Source organism: Stieleria varia, from assembly GCF_038443385.1.
Lineage (GTDB): Bacteria > Planctomycetota > Planctomycetia > Pirellulales > Pirellulaceae > Stieleria > Stieleria varia.
Genome location: NZ_CP151726.1, coordinates 7,736,293 through 7,758,506 on the forward strand (window position 1 = coordinate 7,736,293; position 22,214 = coordinate 7,758,506).

General features: G+C 56.3%; 20 protein-coding genes. 10 read left to right on the forward strand and 10 right to left on the reverse strand.

The features are described from left to right. Nucleotides 1-168: 168 nt before the first annotated feature. The 6 genes from Pla52nx_RS25960 to Pla52nx_RS25985 form a co-directional block, all read right to left on the reverse strand. Nucleotides 169-549, reverse strand: coding sequence for a DUF3127 domain-containing protein (locus tag Pla52nx_RS25960; protein ID WP_146518816.1), 381 nt, complete (start codon nucleotides 547-549; stop codon nucleotides 169-171). A 504-nt stretch (nucleotides 550-1,053) separates the two neighbouring features. Further along, nucleotides 1,054-2,703 (reverse strand): ABC transporter permease, encoded by a 1,650-nt coding sequence (locus Pla52nx_RS25965; RefSeq protein ID WP_146518817.1) that lies wholly within the window; start codon nucleotides 2,701-2,703, stop codon nucleotides 1,054-1,056. A gap of 18 nt (nucleotides 2,704-2,721) precedes the next feature. Then, nucleotides 2,722-3,690, reverse strand: coding sequence for an ABC transporter ATP-binding protein (locus Pla52nx_RS25970; protein ID WP_146518818.1), 969 nt, complete (start codon nucleotides 3,688-3,690; stop codon nucleotides 2,722-2,724). Continuing rightward, nucleotides 3,687-5,939: a hypothetical protein gene (locus Pla52nx_RS25975; protein ID WP_146518819.1), complete on the reverse strand. Its 2,253-nt coding sequence runs from the start codon at nucleotides 5,937-5,939 to the stop codon at nucleotides 3,687-3,689. Before Pla52nx_RS25975 ends, Pla52nx_RS25970 begins: the two co-directional genes overlap by 4 nt. A 1-nt stretch (nucleotide 5,940) precedes the next feature. Continuing rightward, nucleotides 5,941-6,402, reverse strand: coding sequence for a hypothetical protein (locus Pla52nx_RS25980; RefSeq protein ID WP_146518820.1), 462 nt, complete (start codon nucleotides 6,400-6,402; stop codon nucleotides 5,941-5,943). Between the two features lie 307 nt (nucleotides 6,403-6,709). Further along, entirely contained in the window at nucleotides 6,710-7,450 is a 741-nt protein-coding gene (locus Pla52nx_RS25985) for a 3-keto-disaccharide hydrolase (RefSeq protein WP_146518821.1), read from the reverse strand. 221 nt (nucleotides 7,451-7,671) lie between these two features. Here Pla52nx_RS25985 and Pla52nx_RS25990 point away from each other — a divergent pair, with 221 nt between their 5' ends. Next, on the forward strand, nucleotides 7,672-8,982 hold the full coding sequence (locus Pla52nx_RS25990) for an enolase C-terminal domain-like protein (protein WP_146518822.1): 1,311 nt from the start codon (nucleotides 7,672-7,674) through the stop codon (nucleotides 8,980-8,982). Nucleotides 8,983-9,139: 157 nt separating this feature from the next. Beyond that, nucleotides 9,140-10,081, forward strand: a complete 942-nt coding sequence (locus Pla52nx_RS25995; protein ID WP_146518823.1) for an SRPBCC family protein — start codon at nucleotides 9,140-9,142, stop codon at nucleotides 10,079-10,081. Between the two features lie 124 nt (nucleotides 10,082-10,205). Here the strand turns inward: Pla52nx_RS25995 and Pla52nx_RS26000 are convergent, their stop codons facing one another. After that, complete coding sequence (locus Pla52nx_RS26000) at nucleotides 10,206-10,607, reverse strand: GYF domain-containing protein (RefSeq protein WP_146518824.1); 402 nt, start codon at nucleotides 10,605-10,607, stop codon at nucleotides 10,206-10,208. A 99-nt stretch (nucleotides 10,608-10,706) separates the two neighbouring features. Here Pla52nx_RS26000 and nrdR point away from each other — a divergent pair, with 99 nt between their 5' ends. Beyond that, on the forward strand, nucleotides 10,707-11,219 hold the full coding sequence (gene nrdR / locus Pla52nx_RS26005) for a transcriptional regulator NrdR (protein WP_146518825.1): 513 nt from the start codon (nucleotides 10,707-10,709) through the stop codon (nucleotides 11,217-11,219). Nucleotides 11,220-11,380: 161 nt separating this feature from the next. Then, complete coding sequence (locus tag Pla52nx_RS26010; RefSeq protein WP_197454352.1) at nucleotides 11,381-12,076, forward strand: glycine zipper domain-containing protein; 696 nt, start codon at nucleotides 11,381-11,383, stop codon at nucleotides 12,074-12,076. A 344-nt stretch (nucleotides 12,077-12,420) separates the two neighbouring features. On the opposite strand, the gene Pla52nx_RS26015 is transcribed toward Pla52nx_RS26010, so the two are convergent. Continuing rightward, complete coding sequence (locus Pla52nx_RS26015) at nucleotides 12,421-13,524, reverse strand: glucose 1-dehydrogenase (RefSeq protein ID WP_146518827.1); 1,104 nt, start codon at nucleotides 13,522-13,524, stop codon at nucleotides 12,421-12,423. Between the two features lie 384 nt (nucleotides 13,525-13,908). On the opposite strand from Pla52nx_RS26015, the gene Pla52nx_RS26020 reads away from it, so the two are divergent. The 6 genes from Pla52nx_RS26020 to Pla52nx_RS26045 all read left to right on the forward strand — a co-directional run bounded on the left by Pla52nx_RS26020 (nucleotide 13,909) and on the right by Pla52nx_RS26045 (nucleotide 19,919). Continuing rightward, the gene (locus Pla52nx_RS26020) at nucleotides 13,909-14,739 is read left to right on the forward strand and encodes a helix-turn-helix transcriptional regulator (RefSeq protein WP_146518828.1); all 831 of its coding nucleotides are present in this window, start codon (nucleotides 13,909-13,911) and stop codon (nucleotides 14,737-14,739) included. A 78-nt stretch (nucleotides 14,740-14,817) separates the two neighbouring features. After that, the gene (gene sufC / locus Pla52nx_RS26025; RefSeq protein WP_146518829.1) at nucleotides 14,818-15,636 is read left to right on the forward strand and encodes a Fe-S cluster assembly ATPase SufC; all 819 of its coding nucleotides are present in this window, start codon (nucleotides 14,818-14,820) and stop codon (nucleotides 15,634-15,636) included. A 94-nt stretch (nucleotides 15,637-15,730) separates the two neighbouring features. Beyond that, a complete protein-coding gene (sufB, locus tag Pla52nx_RS26030) occupies nucleotides 15,731-17,137 on the forward strand; it encodes a Fe-S cluster assembly protein SufB (RefSeq protein ID WP_146518830.1) in 1,407 nt (468 codons plus the stop codon). A gap of 83 nt (nucleotides 17,138-17,220) precedes the next feature. Next, nucleotides 17,221-18,528, forward strand: coding sequence for a Fe-S cluster assembly protein SufD (gene sufD / locus Pla52nx_RS26035; RefSeq protein WP_146518831.1), 1,308 nt, complete (start codon nucleotides 17,221-17,223; stop codon nucleotides 18,526-18,528). A gap of 71 nt (nucleotides 18,529-18,599) precedes the next feature. Beyond that, complete coding sequence (locus Pla52nx_RS26040) at nucleotides 18,600-18,920, forward strand: metal-sulfur cluster assembly factor (RefSeq protein ID WP_146518832.1); 321 nt, start codon at nucleotides 18,600-18,602, stop codon at nucleotides 18,918-18,920. Between the two features lie 444 nt (nucleotides 18,921-19,364). Then, on the forward strand, nucleotides 19,365-19,919 hold the full coding sequence (locus tag Pla52nx_RS26045; RefSeq protein WP_146519613.1) for a hypothetical protein: 555 nt from the start codon (nucleotides 19,365-19,367) through the stop codon (nucleotides 19,917-19,919). A gap of 239 nt (nucleotides 19,920-20,158) precedes the next feature. Here the strand turns inward: Pla52nx_RS26045 and Pla52nx_RS26050 are convergent, their stop codons facing one another. Together Pla52nx_RS26050 and rpiB are read right to left on the reverse strand one after the other, a co-directional pair. After that, nucleotides 20,159-21,403: a chorismate synthase gene (locus Pla52nx_RS26050; protein WP_146518833.1), complete on the reverse strand. Its 1,245-nt coding sequence runs from the start codon at nucleotides 21,401-21,403 to the stop codon at nucleotides 20,159-20,161. Between the two features lie 95 nt (nucleotides 21,404-21,498). Continuing rightward, on the reverse strand, nucleotides 21,499-21,981 hold the full coding sequence (gene rpiB, locus Pla52nx_RS26055) for a ribose 5-phosphate isomerase B (protein WP_146518834.1): 483 nt from the start codon (nucleotides 21,979-21,981) through the stop codon (nucleotides 21,499-21,501). Between the last annotated feature and the right edge of the window lie 233 nt (nucleotides 21,982-22,214).

Here is a 22,214-nt window from a genome sequence, read left to right on the forward strand (position 1 = left end):
GAATACTAGCACGGATGATTCATCAGCCGGCACGCGATAGCGTCCGGTTCCCGATTTCAGGCGTGAGAACCCGACGCTATCGCGTGGCGGCTGATATGCGCAGCCTGTTTGCGTGCCAATCCGCGTAAACCGTTTCGTGCAAACGCATTGCAAAGAGAATAATCTGAACTAGAACGGTGCGTCGTCGTCACCGGCTTCGTTGAACGCATCATTGGCGTCGGTCACTTTTTCGGTCATCGGTTCGCCGCCTGGGCCGCTGCCCACGACACGGAACGCGACAGCTTCACAGCTCAGGAAGTACTTGACTTCGCTGTTGGCGTCTTTTTGCCAGCGACGACCATTCAGGCGATAGGTGATTTCGACTTCGTCACCCATGTTCATATCGTCGACGGTATCGCAGAGATCACGAGTAAACTCGACGGGGACGTAATTGGTGAAACTGCCCTTGTCCTGCTCCAGGACCACCAATCTTTTTCGAAATCCCTTTGCTCCGTAGGTCTTGGTTTCTTCGATCAAGTGGACCACGCCACTGACTTTGGAATCGCTCATCTCTATTCTCTCGCATGTCTCTTGAAAAGGCATCAATCGCCGAAACGGGCATTGTAGCCGTCAAACGGGGACCTCACCACGGTGGGGTGAAACATCGACCTGGAGGCTTTTTCACGGCACCGCACCTTGCAGAGGGGACGAGATTTCTGGGGCCGAGGACCATCTGGGGACCGGGAATAGCGGTTTAGGGAAGTCAGGAGGACGTTGCCGATTTTAACACAATCAGCGCTGATCTCTGCTGGATTTCTGGGCGTGGGCACATACATTTCGAGTCGGTATCGATCCTGTTTCAGACGCGAGGGAGACTCATTTCATGTCAGGGCACAGATGCGGGCGTTGCGGCACAGGTTTTCAAAAGACACATCGCCGCTGGTTTGAAAAACTGGTCATGAGGGCAGCCTACTACTGTCCGAAATGCCAGCGGAGGCACTATCAACTCAAGTTGATCGGCCTGATCATCTGACTCGGCAGTCACACGTTTTTCTATTGCCGGCAAACAGCCGATCAGTTTGCGTCCACGGCTTCGTCGGCCAAGACACGGCGAGGCACCGCGATCCGACGATAGCGAAACTCGCGGAATAGAAAGAACAGGTTGATGGCGAACACCATCGCACCGACGACAAAGATCAGCGTTGCGATGCCGGGATCAAATCGGCGATTGATGGCATGCTCCCAGGTCCAGGCCCAATTGGGGGCTTCTAGGACCTCGTAGCTTCGAGGCGGTCCGCCGGTCAGCATGAAGTGTAAGATCAACGGCGTGACTAGCGCGGTGAACATGACCAAGAGACCGATCACGAGCGGCAGCACAAACGAGGAGCCGAAGCGTCGTGCCAATGGCATCGTCAACAGGCGAATGACGCTGAGGTAACCCAGCAAGTACCCCGCCATGATCATGGCAAAGATCAGTCCCGACGTCGTGTTGCGACGGCGAGACAGTCCATTGATCTCTGCAAAATCTCCGAAAGCACTCAAGACCAGCAGTCCAGCACAACCGCTGCAAATCGCGAACATGAATCCGGTACCGGGGCCTGGATAGAGCCACGTCAAAAACATGCGAGACAGGTACGTACGTGGCAACCCTCGCTGCACGCGTGGGCTGAGTTCTTTCGATTCGCCCAACATCAACGTGCCCACGATCAACCAATACAGTCCGATCATGGTCGAGCCGAAATTGATCGGCTCGACATCGCTGTACCGAACCGTTAGCGCAACCATGACGAGGATCCAAATGGATTGCTGTATCAACATCATCCATCGCAGCCCCGTCGATCTGTTTTCGGTGACCGGAGCGATCCTGGCAGCGGCGGCCATCAAAAACATGGCGGCAAAGGAGAGTCCGATCGCATAGAAATAGGAAGTGTCGATCAGCGTCCCCAGATCGAAAGACATTCTGTCGCCCAGAATGTCTCCCAAGACAAATGCGCCGCACAGGAATTGTGAAAAGACAATCACCCCGACCAATCCCAACAGCGTGAAGGTCTGCACGGCTCGATGATTGGTCAGGGTCGCCAGCAGCAATCCAAAGGTTGTCAGCAGGAACGCTACGCCAAAGACAAACGCCAACAGATACAGGATCGATGGCAGACTGATGCCACGCAGCAAATAGGAAAAGGCGAGGCAGGGTACGATTGCTGCGAAGTAGATCAGCATTTGCAGCATCGCGCTGTTGAGCTTGCCCCAAACGATTCTCGTTGCCGAGAGCTGGGTGATCGCCAGCATCTCAAACGTCCCGTCGTCCAGCTCTGCGGCGAGCGAACGAAAAGCCACAATGGGCACCAAGCCCATCAAGGGAATCGCCAAGATGAGATAGTAACCGCTCAGTAAACTTTGTCCGGTGGGTGTGTAGTAGACGTCGGGACTATTGATCACGATTCCCAAGATCGTCCATGCCCAAGAGGCAAACAGAAGCGTGAAAAAGATGACGAGAAATTGTTTGCTCTTGAGCGATTGACGAGCCTCTTTGATCAAGATCGGATTGAGCCATCCGCCAATCCGGTCGCTCCAGACATCGACCTTGCCCCATGCTCCCGTTTCTATCGGATCGAGTGCCAACGAATGGTACGGACGTGAGGCATCACCGCCGCCCAATGTTGCTTCGGCAAGGCGATTACCGGCGGTTGGGACCGTTGAGGCTGAAGAGTTGTGGTCTGGCATTGCTTACTCGCCCCCGTCCTATTGAACTTGTCCTGATGTGACTCTCAAGAAAACGTCTTCCAAACTTTGATCACGAACCCGGAATTCGGCGACTCCGAGACGTGCGTTACAAAGTTTCTGCAGGATCTCGATCTGCTCCGGTTCTCCACCGATGAGCGTGAACTCAATCAGTTCCTTGGACGTCTCGATGTCTCTCACGCTCGCCATGTCCGAGAGCATGTTCACAGCAGTGTTGCGATCGTCGCTCGCGTTCGCGCCACCGATCCGGATAGCAACGGTATGCGACTCACGAGTTCGCCTCCGCATGCCGTCGACGCTATCGGTCGCCAACAGTCGGCCTCGCTCGATGATCCCCACACGGTCCACCATCTCGGCGAGTTCCGTCAGGATGTGACTGCTGATCAAGATCGTTTTTCCGTCGGCCGCCAAAGCACGGATGATTTGCCGCAACTCGATGCGGGCACGAGGATCAAGTCCCGCGGCGGGTTCGTCCAAAATCAAAACCGACGGATCATGGATCAACGAACGACCCAGGCAAAGCCGTTGCCGCATGCCTTTACTTAAGCCACGGATCGGCTTGTCAGCCAACGCACGCAGCCCGGTAAAGTCCATCACCCATCGCATGCGGCGGGTACGTTCTCGGCCAATCAATCCGTGCGAGCGGGCGAAGAAATCGAGGTACTCGGCGCAGTTGGTATCCGGATAGGTGCCAAAGCTGTCCGGCATGAAGCCCAGACGCTTACGCACTTTATCGGGATCGTTTACCGACGAGAGTCCTTCAACATAAGCTTCGCCATAGGTTGGCAATTCCAGGGTGGCCAAGATCCGCATGCTGGTGGTTTTGCCGGCACCGTTGGGGCCGATGTAACCGAACACGCTGCCACGCGGCACCAAAAAGGAAACTTCGTCGACGGCGCGCGTTTGGCCAAAATGTCGAGACAGATTTTGCAATTCGATGACGGGGCCGGTCCACGGCGTTGCGATCATGGCAACTCTCCAAAGTAAACGTGGGCGCTCTCACTGAGTCTCGCTTTGGGGACACCCAAATCAGAATCCTGTAGCTGCGTGGTGGCGATAAAAGAACCGGCCGGCATGAGTCGCCGAAATGACTTGAGCGAACGTTCCAACTCGCTGGTCTGTACAACATTGAGATAGCCAGCCGATGGATTGTATCCGTAGCGATAGTAGTCACGCCTGAGTTCGGGTACGTTCGCCGCGTTGGGGAAGACGTCGCTATCGAGTATCTCGTTGATCATCGGCGTCGTGACCGTTTGCATCTTCGCCGTAGCACCCGCCGCGAGATTCGCGACATGCCACCTGACACCCGAGGCATCGCACAGCAGAACATCGCTGAGCGATTGCTCCAGATGGTTCGTCACACGTGGCGTTCCATCATCGATTTGAAAGGAAACCGTTGGAACATTGTTCTTGGGTTGTACCGTTACATATTGAACTTGGTCGCGTGAGGGCAAAAAGCCGCCGGTAAATCGCACGCCATCGTTCCCATGATTGATCAAGCCTTCGCCGGCCACGTTGCCATTGGCATTCCTGTAGTAATAGCCGTCGATGACAGGGCCGTGCCGATAAGGATAGACCGCGACATCGCTGTCAAACTTCAGGCCATTGCCGCTGCCCAAGACCGTGTAGTAGGTGTGGTGCATTTCATGTAGCACACAATCGTTCTCAAGATCCACCCAGGTCAACTTACGAGCTTTGGCCCTCGTGCTGACACCATCAGCGACCAGTGCGTACAAGAACAGGCCGAGTGTGACGACAAAGGCGAGAGCCGGCGCGGAAAAGTACAGCAGGTACAGCCGGTCACGACGTCGCAGATAGAAATAGAGCACCGGTCCGATGAGTACCACGAACAAAGTATTGAGCCCGACGAAGCTCTTGACGGGAGGTTGCCCCACCGCTGCGATCAGCCAACTCCAGTAACTGTCGTTGCCCAAAGGAACGCTGATCCCGTTGCGTGAAACCCATCGCAGGCGATTGCCGTGAATTCGGTTGACCGAGTCCCAGAACTGAAACGAGCCGGGGAACGGGTCGTCCGACTCGATCAACATGACTCGCCCGCTGCCAAATGAACCGAATCGGATTTTCGATGCGAGTTCAGATGGGGCGACGGTATCCACCATGGGATTCTTTTCGGACGCCATTCGGTCGAACAGGCTCTGACGTCGTTCACCGCCGCTGCTACGTCCGTAAGTGCCGGGGCCGTACCATCCCTGCCACGCGTTGTACTCCATGATCTGCAGATCATTGGATTCGCCCAACTGTAAATTTGCCTGGGATTCACTTGGTTTGACAAAGGAACTCGCTGGCAATCGCTCCAGGGTTGGCAAGCCGGTATGCCATGCCTGTGAACTCGCACCGCCATCTGACTCTGCGTCATCAGGTGGGACCGCATAGATCCACAGATTGCCACCCGCGGTTACCCAATTGCGTATCGCCGCCATCGCGGAGGGCTGCTCGGATTCGATGCGTCTGAGCAATGGGTCGGCGACCAGAATCACATCGAGTTGCGAAAAACCGAGCCAAGACTCATGCAGGCTTTCTTCGTCGATACGCCGAAACTGCAAACGCCCCGGTTGAACGGATTCGACAAACGAGTTGGCGGCGAAGTGCGACAGACGCTTGACATCGGTATCTCGTGGCAAGGGACCATCGCCGATGGAGGTCACAAGAGAACGCATGTCGGGAAATATCTTCCAGAGCGCATCCTGAGTCTTTTCGTCCTTGGGGACCAAGATCCCCATCGATGTCAACTGACCCATCGATTGTTGAGTCGGCGTATTAAGATGAAAGGTCCCATCCCCTTTCTCGATCAAACGACCGTTTTCCAGAATCCGTACGGTCACAAACTCCCATCGATAATAGTGCGGAACATAGAGCTTGAACGTCGCATTGGTCGCGCCCTGAGGCAACACGACCTCCTGCTGAAACTGAAAATCCAAATCGGTGCCACGCTCCGCTCGGGGGCGAATCTGAATGGTCAGCGGGCGTTCTCCAGGGAATGCGGTCCCCATGGGTCTGAATAGCAGGTGAATGGGTTGGTAGCCATCACCGCCGAGCGGCTCCATGTCGATCTGCATCGTGAAGCCTGCGTTCTTGGCCTTGCCAGGCAGACTACCGATTCGCTTGGTTTCCCCCATCGCGACGCTGGATGCGATCAGCAGTGAAAACACTGCGATCGACACTGCGATCGGAAAACGAGAGGAGTTCAATGCTCGCACGTCATGACTCCGTATCTTGGCGGGATGTTTCGTCGAACGCCGCATTGGTGTGATTCTCGGTGGCAAGCGTCTCCGTTGTTTGACCGGCGGCTTGGGCAGGTGGATTCGCCGACCACTCCGGCGGCATGGTCAACGTCGGCGTGTATCGCGTTTCATCAGGCAGAGGTGTCATCGCGGCAGAGGAAATCTTGGAAAACAGATTGGCCATACAGAACGAGAGTGCATAGAGCGAAAAGACAGCGACCAACTGTGCCAAGCCGACCAGGATCAAGATCGCCCAAAGTCGTTCGTGAAAGACCGCTTGTTGAGCCACCACCATCAGAAAAGCACTGACGGTGATCAAGGCGATTTGGGATCGAATCGAGATCTGCGGCATCAACGGCTCTCGCAGCGGGCCGATCGGATCGCCAGCCGGTTCTCCTATCGGACCTCTCGTCGGTTCGTCTGCTGGTTTGGTTTCCATGAGGCGGTGTCCGTAAAGTGAATCGTTCGACTAGTGCTGCGAAAGTTTCCTAACCCGACGCGTAAGCGAGGAATTTTTTCGTTATCCCTCGCTGACGCATCGGGTTGGGATGCAGGTTCAATAACGGACGTTATCCCTCGCTGACGCGTCGGGTTGGGATGCAGGTTCAATTCGTTCTCGCAGCACTAGAATGACGCGATGGGGCCATTCTATCGGCAATTGAACATTGGCAGACGTGAGAGGCAAAGAAAAACGGCCTCCGGGGCGCGCCGGAGGCCGCTCAGTGTTGATCAAAAGATCATTTCGATCAGTGGATGTGCTTCAGACGAATGTCTTTGAACTCAGCCCACATCGGTTTGCCGGCGTGCAATTGCAACCCAAGGACGCCTTCGCTGAGCGATTTTTCGGGGTGTTCGTCGGTGAAATCCAGGACCAATCGACCGTTGAGATAGTGCTGAATGTGGTTTCCTTTGGCGATGATGACGACATCGTTCCACTCGTCCACCTTCATCAACTCCTTGAATTCCGCAGCGGTGATCAACGGTTCGCCGAGGACCTTCTTGCCCTCTGCCGTCCAGACGGCTTTTTCCCCGACCAAGCAGATCCGACCGCGGGTGCCTTTTTCGTCATAGATGAAACTCGGCACGTTCGGGAAATTTTCTTCATTGCGGATTTCGTGCTGGTAACCCTTCAGGACCCATTTGTTGGATGCTTGTTTGCCGCTGCTAACACGTTGGCTGCGGTACTGGATGCCGGAGTTGTTGTCTGCGGTGCAGCGGAAGGACGCACGGAACTCAAAATCTTTGACGGGTTCTTTCCAGATGATGAACGTGTTGCCTTTGGCTGGGTTTTCGGGTGTCGTTTCGCCGTGGATCACGCCGTCTTTCACGGACCACAGCGTGGTGTCACCGTCCCAGCCGTCCAAACTCGTTCCATCAAAGATACGAACCATGTCAGTGGGCTGAGCGGGTGCCGTCACGGCGGGGCTGTCAGCGAGGACTGGTACAGCAAACAGACACGCGATGGTCAATACAGTGCTACGAAGCATTAAAGTCTCCAGGAAGGTTTAGGCGTGAGGGGTCGAATGATCCGACCACGTCGTGTGTTGGGGAATGAAAATGATACCCATCCGAGGTGCCGGGGATGGGCGTCGATTCGATGACGTTATGATAATCCATCCTCCAGCCGAGCGAACGCGTCGTTGCCCAACTCGCAAATTTTACTCGGGCGTGGTTCTTTTGCCTTCAAACCCTGCTTTTTGCCTCGTCGATGCCCCTGATCACCCACCTGTCCGTCCGCGACATCCGATTTCCGACGTCGGACGGCTTGCATGGCTCGGATGCCATCCACGCCGATCCCGACTACTCCTGTGCCTACGTGACCTTGCACACCGATGTCCCGGGATTATCCGGCGACGGGATCACGTTCACGCTCGGCCGCGGTACCCAACTTTGCGTGGCGGTGATCGAGCAGCTGCAGAGCTTCGTCGTCGGTCGGAGCCTGGAGTCGATCACCGGTGACTTTGCAAACTGGTGGCGAGCGGCATGCAACGAGAGCCAACTGAGATGGCTTGGTCCAGAACGCGGTTTGATTCACATGTCCTTTGCCGCAATCGTCAATGCGGTCTGGGACTTGTACGCCAAGAGTGAAGGCAAACCACTTTGGAAACTGCTCAGCGACATGACGCCTGATCAATTGGTGAGCGTCGTCGATTTCAGACACATCAGTGATGTACTGACGCCGGACGAAGCGATCGAATTGTTGAAACAGCACGAGCAAACCAAGGCTGTTCGTGAAGCCGAACTATTGAGCACGGGCTTGCCAGCGTACACCACCAGCGCAGGCTGGATCGGATACAGCGACGATTACCGACGCGAGCTATGCCAGAAGTATCTGGATCTCGGCTTCCGGCACTTCAAACTCAAGGTCGGAGCAAACTTGGCCGACGACATGCACCGCGCCACCATCTTGCGTGAAGAAATCGGCGATGAATGCGCACTGATGATGGACGCCAACCAAGTCTGGGACGTCGGCACCGCCATCGATTGCATGAAAGAACTGGCCGCGTTTCAGCCCCTGTGGATCGAAGAACCCACATCGCCCGACGATGTCTTGGGGCACGCCAAGATCGCGAGAGCCATCGCGCCGATCGGTGTGGCCACCGGAGAAGCCATCAGTAATCGCGTGATGTTCAAGCAGTTTTTGGAATCGGGCGCGATGCAGTTCTGCCAAATCGATTCTTGTCGCGTTGGTGGCGTCAATGAACTGATCGCGATCATGTTGATGGCGACAAAGTTCAACGTTCCCGTTTGCCCACACGCCGGCGGCGTAGGGTTGTGCAATTACATTCAACACCTTTCCGCATTCAACTACATCGCCATCTCACCCAGTTTGGACAAGGTCGTACTGGAATATAGCGATCACCTGCACGAACATTTTGTCGATCGCCTGAATATCCAAGACGCACGCTACCGACTGCCGACGATGCCCGGATACAGCATCACGATGCACGACCAATCTCTCGCTGAGCATGAGTTCCCCCAGGGCAGCGTTTGGCGGTCTCGAAAAAAAGGCGTTTGATTGCTCAATCGCGACGCCGACGGAGCACACCCTGGTCCGTGAAAAATGCTTTTTTTGAGCACCGTCTATATCGCTGGCGTGATACCGGATTGCGCCAAGTGCGTTATCCTTTGCCAATCGCACCCCGTCACGCCCTTGGATTTCATCGGAGACCACCATGCCTGCTTTTCACGTTGAACGCAGTGTGTTGATCGATGCTACGCCTGAAAAGGTGTTTGAAACCGTCAGCGATTATGCAACTTGGACCGCATGGTCTCCTTGGCTGCCGGCCGACCGCGATGCCAAAGTCACCGTGAGCGAAGATTCCAACTCTGTCGGATCTCGCTACCACTGGGCTGGCCCCGTCGTCGGCGAAGGCGAGATGCGGCATTTGACACTCAAGAGTCCTCAACGCATCGAAGACGAACTGAACTTTCTCAAGCCGCACCGCTCAAAATCCAAGGTGACCTTTGAGATTGTCCCGTCGGGCCAGCAAACCAAGGTGACGTGGCACATGGACGGCAAACTGCCGTGGTTCATGTTTTGGATGACCGGAATGATGAAAACCTTCATCGGCATGGACTTCCAACGTGGTCTCAAAATGCTGAAGGAGTTGATCGAAACGGGAACGGTTCTTTCGAACACCGAGGTCGACAAGATCGTTGAGATGGGCGAGGGCGTGACGAAGGGAGACCTGCTGATCGGCATCCGCGAGAAATGCTCGCTTGACGAGGTTGGTGCCAAGATGCAGGCGATCTTGCCGCGGGTGCAGCAAGGCCTCGCGGCCGCGGGGGTCGCAACGGATGGCGATGTCGTCAGTGTTTACCATCCGGTAGACATCAAGTGCGGAGACGTTGATTTCACGACCGGTTGGACGGTGCCTCATGGAACCGTAACGCCCAGCGGATTGACTTCGCTGCAGTTGTCGGACGGCGAAGCCTTTCATGTGCGACACACGGGGAGCTACGAAAATCTTGGCAATGCGTGGAGTGCTGCCTATCAGTACGCGAGGGCGAAAAAAATCAAACTGGCCAAGCGTGCCGCATTCGAGGTTTACCGAAATGATCCCGCTCAGACGCCGTGCGCCGAGTTGGTCACGGACATTTACTTACCCGTTTGATAAGCGCGCTGCGGTTGTCGAAAGTAGGTCCGTTGTGGAGGGGAATTCTGGCGAATCCCAGTACGGTGTCCGCTGGGGCAACGTTGCTTGAGTGTTTTCTGAATCAAGGAAGGCCAGAGGGACGCTATTTCTTGTCGACACGTTTTCGCAGCCAGTTTTGCATGGAGCGTTTTGCCGAACTCTGTGGTGCGTCGGAGGCTTGGTCGCTTCGTTTCGTGGCGATCTTGTTTTCGGTCAACACTTCATGTGCCTTGCGAATGTCTCTCAAGCATTTGGGGCAGGTGACCGGCGGTTCCTTGACTTCGGTCTCACACTGCGGGCAATAATAATGAACCGTGGGCCGCTCAGCCGCCTCGAACAGGCCCCCGACCTTGCTGGCTTCAAACCACGCTGAGTCATCCTTGCGAACGAAGGAACCAGGAGTCACTTCGCCGGAACGAACCATTGCCAACAACTCAGCAGGCCGCAACGGACCGACTTCGGTCTGGTAGTTCCCGTCCATTCGTTGCACAAACCAGCTTGTCATGACTGATCACCTCTCGTTCAATTCATCGACCCTCAGCAAGGACCACCAAAAACACTATACTCTATTTGACCCTCGCCGTTCTCCATTCCCAGCAAACAGATGCGTTGCCCGTATTGCCACGTCGATAACGACCGCGTCCTGGACACCCGTGCCGCGGAAGGCGGTTACATGGTCCGACGAAAACGGATCTGTACTTCGTGCGATCGACGCTTCGCCACCCTGGAAAAGATCGAGCAATTGACCGTCCGCGTCGTCAAAAGGGGGGAGATTCGCGAGCCACTGGATCGGGAAAAGATTCGCCGCGGCATTGAACGGGCGTGCAGCAAACGGTCCATCACCAGCGAAGTGATCGAGAACGTCGTCCAAGCGATCGAGACGGAAATCTACACCAACTACGACACCGAAGTCTCGGCCGCGGAAGTCGGCGACATCGTGATGCGGCATCTGGCCGAGTTGGACGAAGTCGCCTATATCCGATTTGCTAGCGTTTACCGCGATTTTGACAACGCCCAGGATTTTGTCCAAGCGATCTACGCGATCATGAGACGGCCACAACCGGTCGATGAACGGGCGGCAGCGGACGACAGGGACCCCGAAAACACTCCGAATTGATCGCCCGGGATGGGCGTTCTGCCGACGTTGCGTTTTCACCGGGCAGGAATGCCATTGCTCCGGAAACTCTTGTGACGCTACAAGCGGAATTGTACCCGGCGGGACGGCGATCAAGTCCGTTCCGCACCCCATCACACCGTCGTCTGGATGGAATGAACCTCATGTCTGTCATGACCCCACGCCAATGCTTTGTCGCTTTGGCTGCCCTTTCTTGTTTCGTGTTTGCGTCGCATGCCAAAGCTCAAAACAACACCCAGCGCGGCGCGACCTTCGGTGGACTCGCCGGCGCGGTCGCCGGAGGATTGATCGGCGATCACAACGACAAAGCGGGCGCGGGAGCAGGCATCGGTGCCGTCGTCGGCGCCGTCGCCGGCGGACTGCTGGGCAACGCGGCCGACAAAGATGCCCAGTTGGCACGGCAGCAACAGTACTACCAGCAACAACAGCACATGGCATATCAACAGCAACAGCAAGCCGTCCAAATGCAGTCCGCTGTCACGCTGCAAGACGTCATCTCGATGAGCCGTAGCGGACTGAGCGATCAAGTGATCACGAATCAAATCCGCCAGCGTGGTTACATCGGCACGATTGCCGTCAGCGACATCATCGCGCTGCACCAGCAAGGCGTCAGCGAAAACGTGATCACGTCGATTCAAACCATCGCCAACAATCCTCAAATCGTCGCGAGACCTCCGCAGTACTCGCCACAAACACATGTGATTCAACGAGAGATTGTGCAACCGGCACCGGTGATCATCCACGAGCCGATCATCGTTCACGAACGTGTGTACCCATCGTACCCGCGTCCCAGTTATCACCGCGGCCCGTCGCGATCGCACATCCACATGCGGTTCTAGTGCATCGTCCAGTCTTAGAACGTGGGTTCGGTAGATGAGCCGTTTTGGCGTTAGCCACGGTTTTCGTGACACAACCGTGGCTATCGCCAAAACGGCTAAACCCAAAATCAAGACCGGACGATGCACTAGAGTGTATGTCAGCCTTTCCAGGCTGACATACGCAGTGCTGCACGTCCTTGCCCCGTAGACGCCATTGAACCCGTAGACGCCATTGAACCCGTAGACGCCATTGAACCTGTGGGGCAATCCGGTTGGTGGCGTCACCTACGCCTTCGGCTGCGGGTCAAACAAAATGATGCATGTGTCAGTCTAGAAAGGCTGACGTACAAGACACCCAGCGTGCGTCAGACTTCGGCGACGTTGACGTAGACCTTCAAGGCTTCTTTGTCTTCGACCAGCAGACGCATCATTTCCTTGTAGTTTTCCAGCCCATCCACCGGATTGGTCAGGATCTTTTCCAAGACGCCTGGGTACATCATTTCGCCCAGTGCCAAGTCGCGGATGCCCATTTCAAAGTGATCGCGGTTTGCGTTGACGCTGCCCAACAGCAGCTTGTTTCCCAGCACCCAATGCAAGTTCACCGCGTCCGAGGGGACTTGGACCGAGCGGTCGCCACCGGTGATGCTGGTCCAGACGACGACGCCGTTGTGCCCGAGATGCTGCATCGCTTCAAACGCCAGCGAGCTGCTGCCGGTCGCGTCGACGATCAAGTCGGGCTTGCCGGACTTGGCAACCAACTCGGCGATCGACGTTTCTCGCGTGCTGACGTAGGTGGCTTCGAAACCCGACACGATCTCGCTCTTCAGATTGGGAGCCGCACCGCGTGCCAACGTGTAGACTTCGATTCCTTTGAGTCGCAGGATCAGCGTGGTCAGCAAGCCGATTTGGCCCGCGCCGAGAACAAACGCCAGCTTTGGTCGCCAGACCTTCATTCGACGTTGTGCTTCGTAGGCTTGATGAACCGCCTTGGCTGCGCAGCTCATCGGCTCTTGCAGAACATGCAAGTGCTTCAGTCCTTCGGGCACACGCACGATGTATTCTTCTTCATCCACGAACCGTTCGGTCAAGTAACCGTGGCGTAGGTTAATGCCTCGCTCGAAATACTCTTCTTCGCTGGTCATGTCGTTGGTGCCGATCAGGTCGTAAATCGACCCGCCGGGACGCCGCACGGTCGCGGTCACGTAGTCGCCCACTCTGACCCGACGGACGTTTTCACCAACCGCTTCCACGATGCCGAAGGATTCGTGGCCGATCACCAAGTAGTCGTCGCCCTCGGGAGCGTTGCCATAGAGCGCGTCGTTGATCTCACGGTCCGTTGCGTCCACGCCGACCTTGAGGACGCGGACCAGGACACCCTTGCCGTCGGGCACTTGATCCACGCTCGGCTCGGGAATGTCTTCCAAGTGGACGCTGTTGGGGGTACCCGGAGTAACCGCGACGGCTTTCATTGCAAAATCTCGGTGCAAACGATGGTGGGAATGGGGGCAGAGGGCACGAAAAAGGGTCCGAAATCAGAGCATCGAATCCTCAGGGCCAAAATCGTACCAGCCCCACCATTCACCGAAAGGGGAGCCAATCCAAAGCCGTTGGACTCACGTCGACCGCGGGTGCGGTGGTTGGGGCGGTGGAAGGGAAATGGCAGATCCTGACGCAACAGGCACGTTAAGGGAGGCGAAAGTGCCGTTGCGGGCTACGTTGCGTGAACCCTGAGGTTATTTTACGCATCGGCAGTTGTCAAAAATGGCTTCAGTCGCAACAGTAGTGGTATCGAGCAGCTCTCGGCAACGTTTTTCCTCACTGTTTTCACGCACTGTTTCCGCACATTGTCCCGCATGTCACTATCAGATCAAGTCGCCTCACAAGCTTACCTCCGGTCGGTCGACCGCGAGTTGTTGCGTGCGTTGCGTCAGTGCATGCAGCCGTCCTGTGGATGTGGACGAGAGCATGGGGTCGAGGATGCCCATGGGGACTCGGCGAGCATCGGTCAACTGACCGAGTGCTTGGGCGTGACCGCAACGGCCGTCCGACAACGGATCGAGCGTTTGTTACAGCAAGGATTGATTGATCGAGAGAAGGTGGTCGAAGGTCGCGGACGTCCGACGTTCCGCTATCGGCTGACGGTGGAGGGATACCGACGCAGCGGCGCTGATCCGACGGAGTTGGCGGATGCCATGTGGCGTGAGATTTTGGCGCTGCCGGACGAAGTGGTCCGCCAGCAACTGATCGGTTCGATCGCTCAGCGATTGGGTCGTCAGTTTGCGGCAAAGATCGACCCGAATGATTCCTTCAACCAACGCGTGGCAAAGCTTTCGACGCTGTTGGCTCAACGCCAAGTCCAACACCGGCTGACGATCAGGGAAAAGACGCCTGAGTACACGTCACCGACGAGCGGGGCGAACGCGAATGGCGAAAGTCTTCCCGGTGAAAACACCGTCGAGCTGCCGGTATTGGACATCGGTTCGTGTCCTTATCCATCACTCACGGATGCATCGGGAGATCGATCCATGTGTCGAATGGAGGAGGAGATCTTTTCCAGAGCACTCGGAACTCCAGTCGAGCTGAGTCGCTGCCGACTTGATGGCGATGATTGCTGTCAGTTTTCCGCAGTAGCCACGCGAGAAAATTTGCCACGTGAAAGCAAGCCTGCTGAAAAAACAAGTTGACCCCGTGTCCTCAATCTCGAATCACTCACCTAACTCAAATCACTTCATAAACAATTTCCCTCTGAATCCTTTGCTTCTATGTCACACGTTCTGAAAATCGAAAACCTTCACGTCGCCGTTGGTGACAAACCGATCCTTCGTGGCGTCAACCTGACGATCAATCACGGTGAAACCCACGCGTTGATGGGCCCCAACGGCAGCGGCAAGAGCACGTTGGGTTTGGCGATCATGGGACACCCCGGCTACGAAGTCACTGAGGGCAGCATCACGCTGGACGGTGCCGACGTTTTGGAAATGTCACCCGATGTCCGCGCTCGCTCGGGGATCTTCATGGCGTTCCAACGCCCGATGGCGATTCCCGGAGTCAAGATGGCCGACTTCCTGCGTCACGCAACGACCAACGTTCGACGTCCAGAGCGCAAGGAGGGCGAGGAGCTGATTCCGATGCGTGAGTTCCGAGCGGAGCTGAAAGAAAAGATGGCGCACTTGCGTATGGATCCCGAGTTCGCTCGCCGCTACGTCAACGATGGATTCTCGGGCGGTGAGATGAAGCGAGCTGAGATCCTGCAACTGGCGATGTTGCAGCCGAAGTTTGCGATCTTGGACGAAACCGACTCCGGGCTCGATGCCGACGCGGTGCGTTTGGCGAGCGAATCGATCGCCGACATCGGCCATCAAAAGATGGGGCTGTTGATCATCACGCACCACGACAAACTGCTGGAACATAACCCGCCTCAGTACACACACGTGATGCTCGGTGGGCGGATCGTCGAGACCGGGGGTGCCGAACTCGCAGACGAACTGCATCAGCACGGGTATGACCGCATCCGCAAAGCTTACCCCGATGCGGAAGCCGCCAATCAAGAAATGTTGGCTGACGACGCTGTCTCGGTCTGACGCCACGCGATGAGCAGGAACCAGCTTTGAGCGTGAACCAACTGACCAGACGCAACACTACCAATCACTCCATCCCGTTTCCGGAGGCCACTTGATGGCTACTGACGTTACCGAAAAGTCCGATATCGGCGAAATCAATAAGTACAATTTCCGTACCGAGACCACCGGCGTGTTCAAAGCGCAAAAGGGGCTCAATCGCGAGATTGTCCATCAGATTTCAGACATCAAGAAAGAACCTGACTGGATGCGTGAGTTTCGTCTTCGCTCGCTGGACATCTTTGAGTCCAAGCCGATGCCGAAGTGGGGTGGCAGCATCGACATCAATTTCCAGGACATTTTTTACTACCTGAAACCGACCGATCACCAAGGAAAGACTTGGGACGACGTGCCTCAGGAAATCAAGGACACGTTTGATAAGCTCGGGATTCCCGAAGCCGAGAAGAAGTTTCTGGCGGGTGTGAAGGCACAGTTTGAAAGCGAAGTGGTTTACGGATCATTGGAAGAGGACCTCGCCAAGAAAGGTGTGATCTTTACCGATACCGATACCGCCGTCCGCGAGCACTCGGATTTGCTCCGTGAGTATTTCGGTAAGATCATTCCACCGGAGGACAACAAATTCGCGGCGCTCAACAGCGCGGTGTGGTCCGGCGGCTCGTTCATCTACATTCCTAAAGGAGTGTCGATCGATTTCCCGCTTCAAGCCTATTTCCGCATCAATGCCGAGAGCATGGGGCAATTCGAACGAACGTTGATCCTCGTCGACGAAGGTGCCAATGTGCATTACGTCGAAGGCTGCACGGCGCCCATGTACAGCACCGAGAGCTTGCACAGCGCGGTGGTCGAAGTCGTTGTGAAACGTAACGCACGGTGCCGTTACACCACGATCCAAAACTGGGCGAACAACATTTACAATCTCGTGACCAAGCGGGCGTACGCCTACGGTGACGCGACGATGGAATGGGTCGATGGGAACTTGGGTAGCAAGCTGACGATGAAGTATCCCGCGGTCCACATGATGGAACCGGGCGCTCGCGGCGAAATCCTCTCGATCGCGTTCTCCAGCGCCGGGCAGCATCAGGATGCCGGAGCAAAACTGGTTCACGCGGCTCCCAACACAACCGGACAGATCATCAGCAAGAGTATCAGCAAGAACGGTGGACGCAGCAGCTATCGCGGCCTCGTCCGCGTCGAACCGGGTGCCCACAACAGCAAAAACAATGTCGTCTGCGATGCGTTGATCCTGGACCCCGAGAGCCGTAGCGACACGTATCCCTACATCGAAATCTGCGAGCAAGATGTTCAGATCGGACACGAAGCAAGCGTTTCGCGAATCGGTGAGGAGCAAATGTTTTACCTGCTCAGTCGCGGGCTGACCGAACAGGAAGCCAGCACGATGATCGTCAACGGTTTCATCGAACCGCTGGTCAAAGAATTGCCGATGGAATACGCGATCGAAATGAATCGCCTGATCCAATTGCAAATGGAAGGCAGCGTGGGCTGATCGCCTCGGTTGCATTTCACGCATCGCCAAGGAAAGCCCTTTGCCTGCGCACCAATCCATTCATTCCAACATTTTTTATCAACATGATCGAGACATTGACGCAGAACTTTGATGCAGCGGGGATGGAGGCTTTTCTCCAAACTCGCGACAACGAGCCGGGTTGGCTGACGGACGCACGCCGCGAGGCTTGGGCACAGGCCGAGGCGATGAGCTGGCCGGAGAGGCGGCACGAGGAATGGATTCGCACCGATTTGCGAATGTTTCAACTGCAGAAGTACGCCATACCGACCGCCGACCAAACGGCCACCCCTTCGCTGCATCAATTGCTCGATGGAGTCCAACTCGGTGGTCGAATCGAGACTTATGACAGTTGTGTGACGAGTGAGTCCCTCAGCGACGAGTTGGCCGCCAAAGGTGTCGTGTTTGGCAGCTTGTCGCGATTGGCCGAAGAGCACGCCGATCTGATTCGCAGCCACCTGTTCACCGCGTTTGACATCGGCCACGACAAGTTTGCGGCGTTGCACGCCGCCACAATGGCGGGCGGTCAGTTCTTGTATGTGCCCCGTGGTGTGGTGATCGACAGGCCTTTGCACATCGGTTCGGTTCTTTCCGACGGCGGCACCGATACGACTCACACGCTGATCGTATTGGACGAAGGTGCCGAGGCCACGGTCTTGCACGAGTACAACAGCGTTGACCACAGTGCCGGAGGATTGCACTTGGGCGGTGTTGAGATCATCCAAAAACCGGGGTCTCATTTCCGCTACGTCAATTTGCAGGAGTGGGGACACAAGACGTATCACTTCGCACAGCAGAAAGCGATCATTGATCGTGATTGCACGCTGCAGTGGACGCTTGCGGCCATGGGTTCTGGGATGACGAAGGTGAATCAGACGGTTGATTTGGTGGGTCCCGGCGCGGACAGCCAAGTCAATGGAGTGATGTTCACCGAAGGCCGCCAGCACTTGGCTTACCACACGCAGCAGCATCACAAGGCCCCCAGTTGCCACAGCGATTTCCTGTACAAGGCCGCACAGCAGGACAAAAGCCGAACGGTTTGGCGTGGGATGATCAAGGTCGACCCGATAGCGCAGAAGACCGACGGATATCAGCGAAATGACAATCTGGTGCTGTCGGCACATTCGCGGGCCGACTCGATCCCGGGCCTGGAGATTGAAGCCGATGATGTCCGTTGCACACACGGCAGCACGACCGCCCAGGTCGATGAAGAACAACTGTTTTACGCAAGATGCCGGGGTTTCACGCGAAAGGAAGCCACACGCATGATCGTCAACGGTTTCTTTCAGCAGATCTTTGACCGGATCACGATCGAAAGCGTTCGAGAAGCATTGGGTGCCGCGATTGCTCGCCAAGTCCGCGAGTACGAATGATTGACGTTTGATCCACAACCGATCAAAGACTGATCCCGACGTTTCCCTTTTTTCCTGTTGAGACTGTTTCCATGGCACTGGCCGAAGACAAAGTTCGTGAGTCGCTCAAGCAAGTGATTGACCCCGAGTTGTACGTTAATATCGTTGACCTGGGGCTGATCTACTTGGTCCAGATCGGTGAAGAGAAAGACGACGGGCGACACGACGTCAGGATCGAGATGACGATGACCAGCCCAATGTGCCCGGCCGGGCCACAGTTGGTCGCCGGCACGAAATCGGCTGCTGAAGAATTGGAGGAAGTCGATTCGTGCGAAGTCAAAGTCGTGATGGAGCCCGCATGGACTCCCGACCTGATGACCGACGAAGCCCGAGACCACTTGGGCATTTTCTAAGTCCAGGTCAGTTCAACCGGGCTGCCCCCCATCGTCTGCACATCAGCCTTTCCAACGTACGTCAGCCTTTCTAGGCTGACACTTGCATCCGCGGTGTGCCCGGTCTGTCCATTTACCACCGGCACAGGGCGGGGATTGGATCTGGCCGGGAGGACCTATGGGACGTTTCGGACCTATGGGGACATACGGGGTCCATCCAGGGCATTTTAATGCAAGCAAACACGCGTGGCTCAATGCCGCCAATTGTTAAGGTGTGAGGTTTCAGGCAATTCTTCCGGATTACCCGCAAGATCGGCATAAGTTCACACGATAACACTCTTACACAAGACCTCCTTGGCACAGGCCCAGGTAGGTACAGGCTAATGAAACCCACGGAAGGTTGCTCGGATGACCACCTCGAACAACAGTCAAGCTCGCAATTCGACTCCCCGATCTGTTGCAGGAATGCTGACTCTCGGAGCCTTGGCGGTGATCGCCATCTCCACCACCGGATGCTATGGCGTGACCGGCGGCTACAATCTTGGATTCCTCGGTTATCCGATTCCGGTGAGCCCCTACTATCAGCACAAGCTGGAAGAGGACTTCTGGAAGAAAGAACGCTATGAGCGTGTTCCGATCCTTGGCCCGACCACTTCGGGCGGTTCACCCGTTGCATTGGACCCGCCGACCGATGACGAAGTCATGCATGCGTTGGAAGACGCACGTCCGGTCCAGGGTGGGATTCCGCTGATCTACGAAAAGCAACGCAACAACGTGCGGATCATCAAAGAGAAGATCGCGGACTACATCGACCCGCCACGCTTCTATCCGTTGATCGGCCCCGCCCAGTTGCACCACGCTCACTACAAGTGCACGATCTACTTCGAAGAAAAAACCACGGTCGGATACCCAGTGCCTCACACACTGCACGATCAAGAGGCTATCGAAGTCGTCTACATCGACCACAACCACTTCCACATGGTCGGCGACGTCGAGCCCTACACGACTCCCAATCTGTAGTCCGATCTCTCCATGGGTTTCTGACAGGCTTTGCTGGGAAGGCATCGACTGTCGATCGGATCGCAGCGAACCCTGGCATCTGGCACGATGTCAGGGTTTTTTCGTGCGCTGACGGAATCGGCGAGCATTCCTGTTTGACCCGCAGCCGAAGGCGTAGGTGGCACTACCAAACCGGATTGCACCGCAGAATCAAACGCCGCCTGCGTGTCGGCCAACGAAAGGAATTCTGGCGAATCCCACTACGGGTGGAGGTAACCGTCCGGGCCCCAGTGGCCTTGATGTGTCATGGCGGCGTTGAGCAATTCGATCGCCATGCGAGACTCCAAAGTCACCCCGGCTCGAACTCCCACGCACGGATCGTGGCGTCCTTTTTCGAGTTGAAAGTCGATCTCCGTGAAATCCTTGGTGATCGATTGCTGGGGCAGATTGATCGTCGAGGTTGGCTTGAACCCGACTTGCATCACCAGTGGGGAGCCGGTGGTCATTCCGCCGATCAGACCGCCGTGGCTGTTGGTGACGTAACCCGATTTGCGGATCGGATCGTTGTTCATGCTGCCGAAGCGTCGCACGACGTCCTTTCCCGCACCGACTTCGCAAGACTGAACCGCGTTGAGTCCCCCCAGCGCGCCCATCAGTCGAACCTTCAAGCTTTGATACAGCGGCTCACCGAGCAGTGGCGGGACATTGATCGCCACGACTTCGACCGCCGCACCGAGCGAGTCACCAGCTTGTCGCGTGCGTTTGATCAGCTCACCGGCTTGCTGAGCAAACTCGGAATCGATCGAGGGAACTTCCGCGGCGTTGATCTGTCGTTCGATCTCGACGACCTCAGACTCCGGCACGCGGCCGTCTTCGCCGGTTGCGAGCGATTCGATCCGGTCCGCCAAGGAATGTTCAGCTCGAAGCTGGCCGACTTGTGAGATCGACGATAGGAACAACGTGCCGAAGCGTTGCTGGAGGAACAGTCGAGCGACTGATCCGCCGATCACGTCGCTGATGGTCGCACGATAACTGCTGCGACCGCCGCCGCGGATGTCGACAAATCCTCGCGACTTGTGATACTTCACCAAGTCGGTGTGCCCTGGGCGGACTTGTCCTTTCGCGCCGGCAAATTGAGTGTAGTCGCCCGATTTTTTGCTGGTCGACAGAACGATCGCCGCGATGGGTTCGCCGGTCGTGTAGCCTTCCTCGAAACCCTCGGTAGAGAAATCGGCTCCATCGACACTGACGCTGATCGATGCGCCGCCGAGCATTCGCTCGTGGTCGTTTTGATACAGGCCCGACAGAAAAACAACCTTGTCCTTTTCATTCCTGGGTGTGCCGTGTTTGTTGCCGCCGGGGCGACGTCGATCCAGATACTGTTGGACGTCGCTGCGTCGGACCAGCAGCCCTGGTGGGCAGCCATTGATGATGGTGGTCACCGCAGGACCGTGGGACTCACCGGCTCCTGCGACGCTGAAGAGTGGTCCGCCGAGAATTTCCATCGACTCAAATTTCCTAGGTCTGGGTTTCTGTCTGAGGTTCCTGTCTGGGAGACGTTTTGGGTGTCCTGGCCATCAGGGTGACACCACCAGCGGCATCAGGATTTCAAGGCATCCAGTCCCAGTCGTTCAATTTCCAGCACTTTGTCCAAGCGACGTTGGTGGCGTTCCCCGGGGGTGTATTGAGCGGAGAGGAACGAGTAGACGATTTCCATCGCCAGCTCCGAGCCGATGATTCTGCCGCCGATGCACAGTACGTTCATGTCATCGTGCTCAACGCCTTGGTGGGCGGAATACGTATCATGACAAATGGCGGCACGGATCCCGGGGATCTTGTTGGCAGCGACGCTGACACCCACGCCGCTGCCACAGATCAGCAGCCCGCGGTCCGCCTTGCCGGCAATGAGGTGCCGAGCCACCTCGACGGCAAAATCCGGGTAGTCACAGCTTTGCTCGCTATTGGTGCCACAATCGATCAGGGCAGAAACATGTCCATCCAGTTTGCGAGCGATCAATTCTTTCAGGGGAAAGCCGGCGTGATCACCACCGATCGCGACACGGAGTGGAGCAATTTGGGTCATGGGGTACTTGAATCGAGCAAAAACAGTGAGAAGAGCGTAAATGTGCCGTTGATCGGCTGTCGAGCAGACCAGTGTGACTCGATGAGGTCGGCCACGCCAGGGCGGACACCGGCTTGGCAACTCACCAGCGGGAAATCTCGGCAGTCGCTGCAAGCCCGATTCGTCAAAATCCGCCTGATTTCGGCAGCGAGGGTGCCAAAAAGCTGTTGTGGGGCGATGGGGGCTTTGGTACC